General features: G+C 65.3%; 12 protein-coding genes. 11 read left to right on the top strand and 1 reads right to left on the bottom strand.

What is annotated here, in order from left to right; all coding sequences use genetic code 11:
• Positions 1–32: 32 nt before the first annotated feature.
• From HDG34_RS33135 to HDG34_RS33085, 11 genes are all read left to right on the top strand, one after another.
• Positions 33–2,231 (top strand): polysaccharide biosynthesis tyrosine autokinase, encoded by a 2,199-nt coding sequence (locus HDG34_RS33135; RefSeq protein ID WP_184066711.1) that lies wholly within the window; start codon positions 33–35, stop codon positions 2,229–2,231.
• A 56-nt stretch (positions 2,232–2,287) separates the two neighbouring features.
• Positions 2,288–3,229 carry a glycosyltransferase family 2 protein gene (locus tag HDG34_RS33130; RefSeq protein ID WP_184066634.1) on the top strand — a complete coding sequence of 314 codons (942 nt, stop codon included), beginning with the start codon at positions 2,288–2,290 and terminating at the stop codon, positions 3,227–3,229.
• On the top strand, positions 3,226–4,386 hold the full coding sequence (locus HDG34_RS33125; RefSeq protein WP_184066631.1) for a glycosyltransferase family 4 protein: 1,161 nt from the start codon (positions 3,226–3,228) through the stop codon (positions 4,384–4,386). Before HDG34_RS33130 ends, HDG34_RS33125 begins: the two co-directional genes overlap by 4 nt.
• Positions 4,387–4,389: 3 nt before the next feature.
• Positions 4,390–5,892, top strand: a complete 1,503-nt coding sequence (locus HDG34_RS33120; protein ID WP_184066628.1) for a glucose-6-phosphate isomerase — start codon at positions 4,390–4,392, stop codon at positions 5,890–5,892.
• Positions 5,889–7,118 carry a glycosyltransferase family 4 protein gene (locus HDG34_RS33115; RefSeq protein WP_184066625.1) on the top strand — a complete coding sequence of 410 codons (1,230 nt, stop codon included), beginning with the start codon at positions 5,889–5,891 and terminating at the stop codon, positions 7,116–7,118. Before HDG34_RS33120 ends, HDG34_RS33115 begins: the two co-directional genes overlap by 4 nt.
• A gap of 70 nt (positions 7,119–7,188) precedes the next feature.
• On the top strand, positions 7,189–8,355 hold the full coding sequence (locus HDG34_RS33110; RefSeq protein WP_184066622.1) for a glycosyltransferase family 4 protein: 1,167 nt from the start codon (positions 7,189–7,191) through the stop codon (positions 8,353–8,355).
• A gap of 330 nt (positions 8,356–8,685) precedes the next feature.
• Positions 8,686–11,064: an ATP-binding protein gene (locus HDG34_RS33105; protein WP_184066620.1), complete on the top strand. Its 2,379-nt coding sequence runs from the start codon at positions 8,686–8,688 to the stop codon at positions 11,062–11,064.
• Between the two features lie 37 nt (positions 11,065–11,101).
• Positions 11,102–11,833, top strand: coding sequence for a methyl-accepting chemotaxis protein (locus tag HDG34_RS33100; protein WP_184066618.1), 732 nt, complete (start codon positions 11,102–11,104; stop codon positions 11,831–11,833).
• Positions 11,830–12,369, top strand: coding sequence for a hypothetical protein (locus HDG34_RS33095; RefSeq protein ID WP_184066616.1), 540 nt, complete (start codon positions 11,830–11,832; stop codon positions 12,367–12,369). Before HDG34_RS33100 ends, HDG34_RS33095 begins: the two co-directional genes overlap by 4 nt.
• 33 nt (positions 12,370–12,402) lie before the next feature.
• Positions 12,403–13,389 carry a chemotaxis protein CheX gene (locus HDG34_RS33090; RefSeq protein WP_184066614.1) on the top strand — a complete coding sequence of 329 codons (987 nt, stop codon included), beginning with the start codon at positions 12,403–12,405 and terminating at the stop codon, positions 13,387–13,389.
• A gap of 31 nt (positions 13,390–13,420) precedes the next feature.
• Positions 13,421–13,786, top strand: a complete 366-nt coding sequence (locus HDG34_RS33085; RefSeq protein ID WP_018418019.1) for a response regulator — start codon at positions 13,421–13,423, stop codon at positions 13,784–13,786.
• A 42-nt stretch (positions 13,787–13,828) separates the two neighbouring features.
• Here HDG34_RS33085 and gmd read toward each other — a convergent pair whose 3' ends face one another.
• Positions 13,829–14,872 carry a GDP-mannose 4,6-dehydratase gene (gene gmd, locus HDG34_RS33080; protein WP_184043711.1) on the bottom strand — a complete coding sequence of 348 codons (1,044 nt, stop codon included), beginning with the start codon at positions 14,870–14,872 and terminating at the stop codon, positions 13,829–13,831.
• Between the last annotated feature and the right edge of the window lie 41 nt (positions 14,873–14,913).

Below are 14,913 nucleotides of genomic sequence, written 5' to 3'. Positions count from 1 at the left end.
ATGGAACAGTGAGCAATCAACTCTCTCCACACATGGCTGGTCCGATCAAGACCGAAGAAGAAGACGTCGTCCTCGGACAACTGGTGCAGGTGATCCTCGACGACATCTGGTGGCTGCTCGCGATCACCGCGATCATCGTCGCGATGGCGGTCGCATACTGCTACCTCGCCAAGCCGACTTATTCGGCCGATGCGCACGTGCGCGTCGAGCAGTCCGACAGCATGTCGCAGGCGCTCACGCAAACGCAGACCGGCGCCGCGATCACCAGCGGCTCGACGTCGCTGCCGACCGACGCCGAGATCGAAATCATCAAGAGCCGTGGCGTGGTCGCGCCGGTCGTGCAGCAGCTCAAGCTGAACTTCAGCGTTACGCCGAAGACGATCCCGCTGCTCGGCAGCATCGCCGCGCGCCTCGCCACGCCGGGCCAGCCCGCGCGCGCGTGGCTGGGGCTCACGTCCTACGCATGGGGCGGAGAAAAAGTCGACGTCGATTCGATCGACGTGACGCCGTCGCTCGAAGGCGAGAAGCTGCTGCTGCGCGTGATCGACGCGCAGCACTATGAACTGTTCGCGCCGAACGGCTCGCTGCTGCTGCGCGGCCAGGTCGGGCAGCAGGCACAGGGCGGGGGCGTGACGATGGTCGTCAACACGCTGATCGCGCGCCCCGGGCAGGAGTTCACCGTCGTGCGCTCGAACGATCTCGATGCGATCACCGCGTTCCAGTCGGCGATCACGGTGCAGGAGCAGGGCAAGCAGACCGGCGTGATCCAGATCTCGCTGGAGGACAAGAGTCCCGAGCATGCGGCGCTCGTCGCCAATGCGCTCGCGCAGTCGTATCTGCGCGAGCACGTGTCGAACAAGCAGGCCGACGCGAGCAGGATGCTCGACTTCCTGAAGAGCGAGGAGCCGCGCCTGAAGGCCGATCTCGAACGCGCGGAGGCCGCGCTGACTGCTTATCAACGTCAGTCCGGCTCGATCAACGCGAGCGACGAGGCGAAGGTCTACCTCGAAGGCAGCGTGCAATACGAGCAGCAGATCGCCGCGTTGCGTCTGCAGATGACGCAGCTCGCCGAGCGCTACGGCGACGACCATCCGACGCTCGTCGCCGCGCGTCAGCAGATGGCCGAATTGCAGGCGCAGCGCACCAAATACGCGGACCGCTTCCGCAATCTGCCGGCCACCGAAGTGAAGGCCGTGCAGTTGCAGCGCGACGCGAAGGTCGCCGAAGACATTTACGTGCTGCTGCTCAATCGCGTGCAGGAGCTGTCGGTGCAGAAGGCGGGCACCGGCGGCAACGTCCATATCGTCGACGCCGCGCTGCGCCCCGGCGCGCCGGTCAAGCCGAAGAAGATGCTGATCATCTCGGCGGCCGTGATTCTCGGGCTGATCGCGGGCACCGGTTTCGTGTTCCTGCGCCGCAATCTGTTCAAGGGCATCGACGACCCCGATCACGTCGAGCGCGCGTTCCATCTGCCGGTGTTCGGGCTCGTGCCGCAAAGCGCCGAGCAGGTGCAGCTCGAAAACAGCTACGCGCGGGGCGGCGAACGGCTGCGTCCGGTGCTTGCGAACGCGCGGCCGAAGGACGTGACGATCGAAAGTCTGCGCAGCCTGCGCACCGCGATGCAGTTCACGCTGATGGACGCGCGCAACCGCATCGTGATGCTGACGGGGCCGATGGCCGGCGTCGGCAAGAGCTTCCTCAGCGTGAACCTGGCGATGCTGCTCGCCCATTCGGGCAAGCGCGTGTTGCTGATCGACGGCGACATGCGGCGCGGCACGCTCGAACGTTACGTGGGCGGCTTGCAGGAAAACGGCCTGTCCGAGCTGCTGAGCGGCCAGATCTCGCTGGAGGAGGCGATTCGCGGTTCGAGCATCGAAGGCCTGAGCTTCATCTCGTGCGGCCGCCGTCCGCCGAATCCGTCCGAGCTGCTGATGTCGCCGCGTCTGCCGCAGTATCTCGACGGCCTCGCGAAGCGCTACGACGTGATCCTGATCGACACGCCGCCGGTGCTCGCGGTGACCGATGCGTCGATCATCGGCGCGTATGCGGGCTCGACGTTCTTCGTGATGCGCTCGGGCATGCACAGCGAGCTCGAGCTGGCCGATGCGCTGAAACGCCTGCGCTCGGCGGGCGTCCACGTGCAGGGCGGCATCTTCAACGGCATGCCGGCGCGCTCGCGGGTCGGCTACGACCGCGGCTACGCGGCGACTCAGGCATACCTGAGCACGTGACGCGGACTCCGCACTCGAGCACCGACTTCTGCACGACAGGAACAGAGGAGATCACGATGAAACTGACGGTACTGGTACCGACTTATCGCCGCCCGGCCGATCTGGCGCGCTGCCTCGCGGCGCTCGAGCGGCAATCGCGCGCGCCCGACGAAGTGATCGTGGTCGCGCGCGTCGACGACGACGCGACGCATGCGTGCCTGCGCGATCCGTCTACGGGCGGCCGCCTGCCGCTCGTGATCGCGCCGGTGGACATACCCGGCCAGGTCGCGGCCCTGAATCGCGGGCTCGACGCCGCGAGCGGCGACGTGATCGCGATCACCGACGACGACGCCGCGCCGCGCCACGACTGGGTCGAGCGCATCGCGGCCGCGTTCGAAGCCGATGCGCGCCTCGGCGCGCTGGGCGGGCGCGACTGGGTGCACGAGAAAGGCCGCGTGCTCGACGGCGAGCGGCCGCTGGTCGGCAAGGTGACCGCGCACGGCAAGATCATCGGCAATCATCATCTGGGTGTCGGTGCGGCGCGCGAGGTCGACATCCTGAAGGGCGCCAACATGAGCTACCGGCGCGAAGCGGTGCGCACGATCCGCTTCGACGCACGTCTGCGCGGCGCGGGCGCGCAGGTGCACAACGACATGGCGTTCAGCCTCGCGGTGAAAAACGCGGGCTGGAAGCTCGTGTACGACCCGCAGATCGCGGTCGATCATTTCCCGGCCGAGCGTTTCGACGACGACAAACGCGACGCGCAGACGATGGCCGCGCTGCGTAACGCCGCGTTCAACTTCCATCTGATCCTGCGCGACCAGTTGCCGCCGCTGCGCCGCGAAGCCGCGTGGTGGTGGTGGACGCTGGTCGGCACACGGCTTTATCCGGGCCTCACGCATGCGGCGCTCGCGCTGTTGTCGAAGCAGGCGCAGTTGAAGCTGTCGCGCTGGCGCGAGGTTCGCGCGGGCGCCCATGAGGCGCGGCGCGCGCTGTCGAAAAGCGGAGTGTCCGCATGAGTACGAAGGTTCACGTTCATCTCTTTTACGGCGCCGATCCGCGTTTTTATCGCAAGGGCGACGATATCGGCTGCCTGTACGGTTATCACCATGCGCAGTCCGAAGCATTCGCGCTGACTTATTCGCAAGACGCGCGCGAAAGCCGGCCCGTGCGGCTCGTACGGCGCGCGCTGAAGGCCGCGCTCGGCTTCGATTTCATCCATACGTGGCGCAATCGCGCGCAGATGCTGCGCTCGGACGTGATCTGGACGCATACCGAGCAGGAATGGCTGGCCGCCGCGCTGATGCTGCTGCTGTGCGGGCGCAAGGCGGGGCCGGGTGCGTCGCCGTTGCTGCTCGCGCAAAGCGTGTGGCTGCTCGACAAGTGGCCGTCGTACGGCATCGTGCGCAGCTGGTTGTATCGCAAGCTGTTGACGCGGGCGGATCGCTTGACCACACTCGCTAGCGAAAACGCCGGGTTGTGCCAACGCTATTTCCATCGCGACGCGACGCCGCTGCTGTACGGCCTGAACACGCGCGACTTCCCGGTCACCGCGCCGACGCAGTGGACGCCGCGCACGCCGCTGCGCATCGCGGCGATCGGCAACGATCGCGACCGCGACTGGGAGACGCTGATCAAGGCGGTCGGCAACGATCCGCGCTACACGGTGAAGCTCGCGACGCGGCGGCGCATTCCCGCGTCGCTGCGCGCGTCGAATGTCGAGATCGCGCTGTTTTCCGGCATCAAAAAGCAGCACGAACTGTACGACTGGGCCGATGTGATCGTCGTGCCGCTGCGGCCGAACTCGCACGCGTCGGGTATCACGGTGATGCTCGAAGCGGCGGCGGTCGGCAAGCCGATGGTCGCGACCGACGTCGGCGCGCTGCGCGATTATTTTCCCGCCGACGAAGCCGCCTACGTGCCGCCGTTCAATCCGCAGGCACTGCGCGATGCGCTCGACCGGCTCGCCGCCGAGCCTGACGAGGCGCTGCGCCAGGCACAGGCAGCCGCGGCCGGTCTGCTCGCGCGCGATCTGACCACCCAGCACTACGCGATGCAGCACGTGCGGATCACGCGCGAGATGCTGAGCGCGCGCGGGCAGGCGAGCGCGCATGCCGGCGCGGCCACGCACGCGCAGCCCGCCGCACCCGGGCGCGAATCGCGCGGAGGCCTATAAGCGATGTCGACGATTCCGCGCGCGAACCCGTTGCCGCCGCCAGGCGCGGCCAACGCCGGCCCTGCAAAACACGCCGCGAGCGGGATGCTGTCAGGCGGCCCGCGAGAATGGCTGCCGCCGCTCCTGCTGTGGCTGATCGCCGCGGTGCTGATCGTCGCGCATCAGGGCACGGTGCTCACGCTGGCGTTCCCGGTGCTGGCGATCCTCACGGGTCTGTGGCTCTACTTCAAGAGCCCGGCGCGCTACATCGGCTTCATGTGGTGGCTGTGGTTCCTGAGCCCCGAAGTGCGGCGTCTCGCCGACTGGTCAAAGGGCGCGTTCACGCCGACGAGCCTGATCCAGGTCGCGCCGCTCGCCGTCACGATGATCAGCGGGCTGTCGCTGCTGCGCTACTACCGGCTGCTCGCGCAGCGCCGAGGCTTGCCGGTGCTGCTGATCCTGCTCGGCCTGATCTACGCGTTCCTGATCGGCGTGATGTCGAGCGGCCCGCTCGCGGCCACCTACGACCTCGCGAACTGGCTCTACCCGATCCTGATCGGCTTTCACATCATGGCGCACACGCGCCAGTATCCGCAGTATCGCGACACGATCATCAACACGTTCATCTGGGGGATGCTGGTGATGGGCGGCTACGGCCTGATCCAGTTTTTCATCATGCCGCCGTGGGACGCGCTGTGGATGCTCGGCTCGCAGATGAACTCGCAGGGCGACCCGGTGCCGATGGGCGTACGCGTGTTCAGCACGATGAACTCGTCGGGCCCGTTCGCGTTCGCGATGATGGGCGCGATGGTGTTCGTGATGGCCGCGCAGCATCGCGTGCGCTGGATCGCCGCCGCGCTCGGCTTCTTCTCGTTCGCGCTGAGCCTCGTGCGCTCGACGTGGGGAGGCTGGGTCATCGCGCTCTTGATCCAGCTCGTGAAGTCGAACAACAAGGTGCGCGTGCGCATCGTCGCGAGCGCGGTACTGCTCGCCGGCTTGTGCGTGCCGCTGCTGGCGGTGGGTCCGGTGGCCGAGCGGATGCAGGCGCGGCTAAACACGATCGTCAATCTGCACGACGACCAGAGCTACGCGGCGCGCAACGAGTTCTACGCGACCTTCGCGAAGACCGCGTTTACCGACGTCTCGGGCGAGGGCATGGGCGCGACCGGCACCTCGACGAAACTTTCCAACGACGGCGGCCAGCTCGGCCAGTACGGCAACTTCGACAGCGGCGTGATGAACATTCCGTTCGTGCTCGGCTGGCCCGGCACCTTGCTGTACATGTCCGGCATCGTGTGGCTGCTGACCCGCGCGGTGCTCGGCTCGTTCAGGCTGCGCGACGACAAGTTCGTCTCCGCGTGCCTGAGCCTGTGTCTTGCGACCTTCGCGATGCTCGTGTTCACGAACTCGCTGGTCGGCACCGGCGGCCTGCTGCTTTTCATGGGCGCTTTTTCGATTCTTTCCGCGGTTCACCACGAAAAAATGAACCGCGCACGCACGCTATTTCTCCACGGAGGCACGGATTGAGAGTCGCCATTGTCACGCACGTAGTGCGCCATAACGACGGCCAGGGGCGCGTCAACCACGAGATCGCACGCGCGGCGCTCGACGAGAACATCCGCGTGACGCTGGTCGCGTCGCACGTGGCGCCCGAGCTGCTCGCGCATCCTAACGTGCGCTGGGCGCCGGTGAAGATCGGCCGCTGGTGGCCCACCAATCTGCTGCGCCAGCAGGTGTTCGCGGCGAAGAGCGCACTGTGGCTGCGCGCGCATCGCCGCGACTACGACGTGCTGCACGTGAACGGCTTCATCACCTGGATGCGCGCCGACGTCAATACCTCGCATTTCGTGCATAGCGGCTGGTTCGCGAGCAAGTACTACCCGTTCGGTCTCACGAAGGGCGTGTGGTCCGCGTACCAGTCGGTCTATACGCGCTGCAACGCGTTGCTCGAGCGCTGGGCGTACCGGCGCTCGAAGGTGATCACCGCGGTGTCGCAGAAGGTCGCCGACGAAATCCGCGCGATCGGTCTCACGCCGCGCAACCGCGTGGACGTCATCTACAACGGCGTCGACACGCAGGGCTTCGCGGCGGCGAGCGGCGATCGCGCAAAGTTCCGGCTACCAGACGATGTGTTCCTGCTGCTGTTCGTCGGCGACCTGCGCACGCCGCGCAAGAATCTCGGCACCGTGCTCGCCGCGTTGAAGCATCTGCCCGAGCATGTGCAGATCGCGGTGGCCGGCTTTCTGCCGGGCAGCCCGTATCCGGACGAGGCGAAGGCGCTCGGCATCGCGCATCGCGTGCATTTTCTCGGGCTCGTGAAGGAGATGCCGGTGCTGATGCATTCGGTCGACGCGTTCGTGTTCCCGTCGCGCTACGAAGCGATGAGTCTGTCGCTGCTCGAAGCGATGGCGGCGGGGCTGCCCGTCGTGACCGCGCGCACGGCCGGCGGCGCCGAGATCATCACGCCCGAGTGCGGCATCGTGCTGGACGATCCCGACGACCCGCAAGCGCTCGCTCGCGCGATCGCGCAACTCGCCGGCGACGACGGCGCGCGCCACGCGATGGGCAAAGCCGCGAGCGAACTCGCGACCGGCTTCGGCTGGGCGCGCATGGCCGCGCAATACATCGCGCTGTACCGGCAGTTGGCGGGGCAGCAGGAAAACCGCCGGCGCAGCCAGACGGAAGCGACGGTCGTCGCGCAGAACGATGCGCTGACGCTGAACCATCTCGCCGGACAGAAGAGCGTGGAATGACCGCGAGAGGCGCGCCATCCACGTCTACACATAGCAACTCACCGCAAGCAACACACAGGGGCACACCATCATGACGACTGGCTCAATCAAATCACTGCAGATCGGGATGCACTGGTTTCCCGAACGCGCGGGCGGCCTCGACCGCATGTACTACTCGCTGGTCGGCGCGCTGCCGGGCGCGGGCGTCGCGGTGCGCGGCGTCGTCGCCGGCTCGCCGAGAGTCGCGGCCGATACCGGTGGCGCGATCAACGGCTTCGGCCCCGCCGCGCAATCGCTGCCGCTGCGGCTAATGGCGGCACGCCGCGCGCTACGCCACGAAATCCGCACGTCGCGGCCCGATGTGATTTCGTCGCACTTCGCGCTCTATACGTTTCCGGGGCTCGACGTGACGCGCGGCATTCCGCAGGTGTCGCATTTTCAGGGACCGTGGGCCGACGAGAGCCACGTCGAAGGCGCCGATTCGTTCGGCCAGCGCGCGAAGCGTTATCTGGAGCAGTCGGTATATGCGCGTTCGTCGCGGTTGATCGTACTGTCCGACGCGTTCGGCAAGATTCTCACGACGCGCTACGGCATCTCGCCGGAGCGCGTGCGCGTGGTGCCGGGCTGCGTCGATGTCGAGCAGTTCAATCTGCCGATCACGCAGGCCGAGGCGCGTCTGCGTCTGCAATTGCCGCAGGACCGACCGATCGTGCTGGCGGTGCGACGGCTGGTGCGGCGCATGGGTCTCGAAGATCTGATCGATGCGGTGAAGCTGCTCAAACGCAGCGCGCCCGACGTGCTGCTGCTGATCGCGGGCAAGGGTCGGCTCGAAGGTGAGCTAGAGGCGCGCATCGCCGACGCGGGGCTCGAACACAACGTGAAGCTGCTCGGCTTCGTGCCCGATCAGCATCTGGCGGCGCTGTATCGCGCGGCCAACATCAGCGTCGTGCCGACCGTCGCGCTGGAAGGCTTCGGCCTCATCACGGTCGAATCGCTTGCGTCGGGCACGCCCGTGCTGGTGACGCCGGTCGGCGGATTGCCCGAGGCGGTGGCGGGATTGTCGCCCGATCTGGTGTTGCCGGAGACCGGCGCAGCTGCGATCGCCGCGGGTCTCGCCGGCGCGCTGAACGGTACGCTGAAGTTGCCCGATGCGGATGCATGCCGCCGCTATGCGCGCGAACGCTTCGATAACGCGGTGATCGCGAAGCGGGTCGCGGCGGTGTATGCCGAAGCGATTGCGGGGAACGTGCTGCATTGAAGCGCAGCGGCCGCGGTTCAATCGAATGAAAAAAGGGGCGAGGCTCGGATCGCTGCGTTCGGGCCTCGCGTTCATGTCGCCGCAAGACCGGCAAAAAAAATAGGCCACAAATAACGGCACTTTCCCGTTGAACTTGAGCCCGGATCAGCCCTTGGCCGCGATTTTCCGACCTTATTTTTCAAATCCCTGAAACGTGGCGCCCGGCGTCGACTTCGTCACGTTTACGTCACACATCCGCGACGATAATCCCCGCGCCCGAAAGTACAAAAACACACGGGCGTCCCGCCAGAAAGCGGGGACCTTGTATTTTCAGATCTCGGGGATTTTCAGATGACCATCCGCCACCGCATTACGCTTCTCGTCATTCTGATGCTTGTCGCGCTATCCGCCATTGGCGGATACGCCGTGCTTCAGACCCGCAACAGCGCCGCCAACGTCAGGCAGGTCACCCAGGGCGTCGTGCCGAGCGCGCTCGCGTCGGCAGACCTCGTATCGCAGGTCAAGGACGTGCAGCTCGCGATGATGACGCTCGTCTATGCGCCTGACGCGAACATGGTCTCGCAGGCTCAAGACCTGCTGAAGAGCAAGGAAGCGTCGTTGCAGGCGGCGCTCGACGTGCAGGCGAAGGCCGCGCAAGGTCAGGCCCAAACCGGGCTCGTGAGCCAGGCGCGCGACAGCCTCGCGAATTATTTCAACGCGGTCAACGACACCGCGAAGATGAAGGCCGACGGCAAGAACGAACTGGCGCAGGCCTATCTGTTCGCGAACGTCGCGCAATACCGCGATGAACTCGAAGGCATCGTCGAGACGCTGCGGATCGAAAAGAACCGCCAGAAAGATGCCGCGATCGACGAACTGAACAGCGCGCTCGCCACCACGACGACGGCGATCGGCGCCGCGACCGGCGCGGCCATCGTCGTGCTGTTGCTGATCAGCGCGCTGCTGTATCGCCAGATCACCCGGCCGCTGAGCCGCATGCAGGTGGAGATGAGCGAGATCGCGGCGAGCCAGGACTTCACGCGCCGCGTGCCGGTCGGACGCATGGACGAGATCGGTCATTCGATCGTCGCGTTCAACGGCATGATCGAGAAGATCCAGCAAAGCTCGCTGCAACTGAAGCAGAAGACCGCCGATATCCAGGCGATGCTGCAAAACATGCAGCAGGGGATTCTGACGGTGGTCGAAGGCGTGGTCGTGCATCCGGAGTACTCCGCCTATCTCGAGGCCATCTTCGAGACGCGCGAGATTGCGGGCCGTCCGTTGCTCGATCTGGTGTTCGGCGGCACCGAGATCAACAGCGATGCGCTCTCACAGATCGAAGCGGCGCTGCAGGCATGCATCGGTGAAGACAGCATGAACTTCGAGTTCAATCAGCACCTGCTCGTCAACGAGATCGCCAAGCCGATGGCCGATGGCCGCGTGAAGACGCTCGACCTGAGCTGGTCGGCGATCACCGACGAACACGACGTCGTGCTGCGTTTGATGCTGTGCGTGCGCGACGTGACCGAACTGCGCGCGCTCGCCGCCGAGGCCGGCGAACAGAAGCGCCGGCTGGAAATGATCGGCGAGATTCTCGCGGTGAGCCAGGAGAAGTTCCATCACTTCGTCGAAAGCGCGACGGGCTTCATCAGCGAGAACGAACGGATCATCCGTCAGCATCACGAGCCGAGTCACGAAGCCGTCGCCGAGCTTTTCCGCAACATGCACACCGTCAAGGGCAATGCGCGCACGTACAGCCTTCAGCATCTGACCGGCATCGTCCACGAAACCGAACAGCGCTACGACGCATTGCGCCGCGCTGACAGCAGCGAAGCGTGGGACCAGCAGCTTCTGATCGAGGATCTGCAGCGCGTGAAGGCCGCGCTCGAAACCTACGCGACGATCAACGAAGTGAGCCTCGGCCGCAAGGGGCCGGGCCAGAGCGGCGCGGTGGATCGCTACCTGATGGTCGATCGCGAGTTGATCCAGAAGCAGCTGGATCTGCTCGAAAGCGCCGATCCGGCCGACCGGGACGCGCTCGTGTCGATGCGCGAATCGTTGCAGCGCGAACTGCGTCTGTTGGGCACCGAATCGGTCTACGAAGCGCTCGCGGGCGTGCTCGACTCGCTGCCGTCTCTGGCGGCCGAACTCGGCAAGGCGGCGCCGGTCGTCAGCATCGACAACAACGGCTACCGCGTGCGCAGCGAGGTCAGCCATACGCTGCGCAATGTGTTCACGCACCTGCTGCGCAACTCGGTCGACCACGGCATCGAGCCTGCCGCCGAGCGTATCGCGAACGGCAAGGATCCGGCCGGCGTCATCGAACTGGAAGTGGGCGTCGACCATCACGCGCTGCAGATCACCATCAGCGACGACGGCCGCGGTCTCGCGCTCGCGAAAATCCGTGGGGCCGCGATCGAACGCGGCTGGATCGACGCCGATGCCGCGCTCAGCGACGAAGCGATTGCCGAGATGATTTTCCGTTCCGGCTTCTCGACCGCGCAGACCGTCAGCGAGATTTCGGGCCGCGGCGTCGGCATGGATGCCGTGCGCGATTTCGTGCGGCGCGAGCATGGCCGCATCGAATTGCGTTTCACCGACGATCGTCGCGGCGCGGACTATCGCCGCTTTCAGACCGTCGTGTCGTTCCCCGAGGACTGGGCGGTGGACAGTCTCGACGCGTCCGCCGATGCAGCGCGCGAGCGTGACGCGGATGCGGTAGCAGGCTGACGGCCTGATGGATTGATCGAAGCGATGGGAGCAGGTTGTGCTTGAAAGTTATCTTTTGGCCGCAGGCGTTGGCGGTATTCTCTGCGCACTCGCGACGGGAATTTTTTATCGTCGCAAGCTTCGCGCGGGTGCGCAGGCGCAGCGTGTCGACGCGCTCGCGCGGCAGGCCCTCGAGCAGCAACTCGACGCGGCGGTCCGGCTCGGCGAGCAGGCCAACAGCGAGCGCGCCGCACTGGAGTCGGTGCTCGCCGATCTGCGCGCGCAAGCCGGGCAGTGCGCGCACGATCGCGAAGCGTTGCAGGCGTCGCTCGACGCCGCGAGTTCGCGAAGCGACGAATGGCTGCAGCATGCGACGCGGATCGCGCACGAGGCGGGCCGTCTGAAGACGCTGACCATCACGTTCGAGCGTTGGCACGAGCAGATGATTTCACTGATGTCGCAGAACCGCGACATGCACGAGAAGAACCAGGAGCTGTCGTCGATCGTGCAGCACGTGCTGATCGTTTCGCTGAATGCGTCAATCGAAGCGGCGCGCGCCGGCAGCGCGGGTCGCGGCTTTTCGATCGTCGCGGGCGAAGTGCGCTCGCTGGCGTCGCGCTCGCAGGAGTTGTCGAAGAGCTATCGCGAGAGCCTGCATCGCAACGACCTGACGACGGCGGCGACGTTCCAGGACATCCAGGCCGGCGGCAAGATGATCACGGCGTCGCTCGGCGGCGTCGAAGTGCTGGCGACCCAGTTCCAATCCCGGCTCGAGCAGGCCGCGGCGTGATTACCGATCAGGCGAAGCAAAGCATCGCGGACATCTTCTGTCACGCGGCCCGCGCGAGATTGCCCGCGACGCCGGGCGATTCGTGCGAGATCACGGCGGTGCCGAGGTGGGATCGCGATCATCCGGCCGGACCTTGCGCGATGGCGTTGACGATCTCGTCGATCGGCTTTCGTCTGCTGTTCGTGCTGCATTTCGGCAAGGACGACGCGACGCACGCCTACTACGCCAGCGGCGACACGACGCGTTCGCTGTCGGAAACGCTGATGGAACTCGGCAACCTGTGCTGCGGCTACATGAACCAGCAACTGGTCGATCATTTCCCCGATCTTGGCATGTCGACGCCGTATGAATTGAACAGCGCCTGTGCCGAGTATCTGGACGAGTTGCGGCCCGATCACGTGTGGGCGTACGAGCTGACGATCGGCGGTGCGGCCCGGCTGGGTGTCACGTTATGTCTATGCGCGCAGGCGCCCCTCGATTTCAAGGCTGAACTCGCCACGGCCGACGAGGCGGAAGGCGAACTCGAACTTTTCTAGCCCCTCAACACTGCATTCGCAGACTGAAACACGATGAATACCAGCAAGCCCGTCAGCAAGGTGCTCGTGCTCGACGACTGTCCGGCACACGCGCAAGCGCTGAAGCTCTTTTTCGACGAACACAACCTGATCGCACTGAAGGTGCGCGACAGCAACCGCCTCGGCTCAGTACTGGCCACCAATATCGATCTCGGCGGCGTTCTGCTGGCGGATAACTACGGGGGCTCGGTCGAGCAGGCGGCGACGAGCGCCGCGCGCATCAATGCCTTGCGCCCCGAACTGCCGGTGATCCTGCGTTCGAGCGGCCACGCGCCGCTCGAACGGCTTCCGAAGCCGTTGACGAACGCGGCATGCGCGCATTTCGATGCCGCCGATCTGACGGCGCTGCGTGAAGCCGTCGATCGATACATCTTCAGCCTCGACTTCCCGAACGCGCTCGTGCGCGGTATCGCGGAGATCACGCAAGCGCGGCTCGCCACGTTGTTCGACGGCGTCACGGTGCAACGCGACACGCCCAGTATCGTGCGCGATCGAATCATCTTCGGCGAGGTCTTCAGCCTGATTCCGCTCGAAGGCAGTTGGTGTCGCGGCTATATGTTGATGCAGGCCGAAGAAGAGCCGCTGCTCGGCATGATCGATCGCGATCGCGCGGCACGCGAGCCCGGCATGGGCGCGGGGCAACCGGGCTTTCGCGATCTGAACGACGTGCTCGGCGAATTGACCAATCTGATCTGGGGGGCATTCAAGGACCGCTTCCTCGGTCAGCAGAACGCTCGCGATGCAAGTCAGGTGCAGGTGCAGGTGCCACTGCTGGTCAATCACAAGCATCGCTACATCTCGTTCGGCTCGGACAATCCGCAGTTGCGGTTTCAATATCGATTGAGCGACGCCGCGAGCGGACAGTCGGTGTCGCTCGACCAGCGCTTCGTTTTCAACCTGAGCTGGTCACCCGAAGATTTTTCTGAAAACGCGGTGGATGTCGACGATCTCGTCGAGTCCGGCGAACTCGATCTGTTTTGATACGACGCGTCGGTGACGCAAGGGAATGGTTATGGCAAAGATTCTGGTGGTGGACGATTCGAGCACGGTACGCGATGAAGTCGCGGGTTTTCTGGCGAAAAATGGTCTCGACGTCGCGACGGCCATCGACGGCAAGGATGGCCTTGCGAAGCTGAAAACGGATTCGAATATCCGCCTGATCGTCAGCGACGTGAACATGCCGAATATGGACGGCCTGACGATGGTCGAAAAAATCCGTGGCGAACTCGCGAACAAGACCGTCAACGTGATCATGCTGACGACCGAAAGCAGCCCCGCGATGAAGGAGCGCGGCAAGGCCGCCGGCGTGAAGGGCTGGATCGTCAAGCCGTTCAAGGGCGATGCGGTGCTGGAGACGTTCCGGAAACTGGCGGGTTGACGGGGCAGTGTGCGGCGAGCCCCGCCGCACACGGATGCCGTGTTAGAACGTCTCGTGGTGCTCGTTGCGCGCGATGTCCGCCTGCACCATCATCTGGCAAAGCTGTTCGAGCGAGGTTTGCGGTTGCCAGCCGAGCGTGTCGCGCGCCTTGTCCGCGCAGCCGATCAGCAGGTCCACTTCGGCCGGCCGATAGAACTTCGGATTGACGCGCACGAGCGTCTTGCCGGTCGCGACGTCGATGCCGGTCTCGCGCTCGTCCTTGCCCGCCCATTCCAGCTGATAGCCGGCCGCCGTGAACGCCATGCGCACGAAATCGCGAACCGTTTCGGTGCGGCCGGTCGCGAGCACGAAGGTGTCGGGCGCGTCGGCCTGCAGCATGCGCCACATGCCCTCGACGTATTCGAGCGCGAAGCCCCAGTCGCGCTGCGCGCTCAGGTTGCCGAGTTCGAGCACGTCCTGCTTGCCGAGCTTGATCTTCGCGACCGTGTCCGAGATCTTGCGCGTGACGAATTCGCGGCCACGTAGCGGCGATTCGTGATTGAACAGAATGCCGCTGCTCGCGAACAGGTCGTACGATTCGCGATAGTTGATCGTCGACCAGTGCGCGAACAGCTTCGCGACGCCATACGGGCTGCGCGGATAGAACGGCGTGCTTTCGCGTTGCGGCACCGCCTGCACGAGGCCGAACATCTCGGAGGTCGACGCCTGGTAGAAGCGTGTCTTCGGGCTCAGGATACGCAGGCCTTCGAGCAGATTCAGCGCGCCGACGCCGGTCACTTCGGCGGTGGTCACCGGCTGGTCGAACGACACGCCGACGAAGCTCTGCGCGGCGAGGTTGTACAGCTCGTCGGCCTGCGTGCCGTCGAGCAGGCGCAGCGTCGAGCCGAGGTCGGTGAGGTCGTGTTCGACGAGACGCAGATTCGGATGATCGAGCACGCCAAGCTCACGCATGCGCCAGAAGTTGACCGAACTCGTGCGCCGGTAGGTGCCGGTCACGTGATAGCCCTTGTCGAGCAGCAGCCGGGTCAGATAGGCGCCGTCCTGTCCGGATACGCCGGTGATGATCGCTTTGCGTGGTTGGCTCATAGCTTGCCTTCTAGTTTGTGGGAGAAAAGAGAACGGAACGC

Source organism: Paraburkholderia sp. HC6.4b (genome assembly GCF_014200875.1).
GTDB classification, from domain to species: Bacteria; Pseudomonadota; Gammaproteobacteria; order Burkholderiales; family Burkholderiaceae; genus Paraburkholderia; species Paraburkholderia tuberum.
This window is presented reverse-complemented; position numbering and strand designations above follow the sequence as displayed.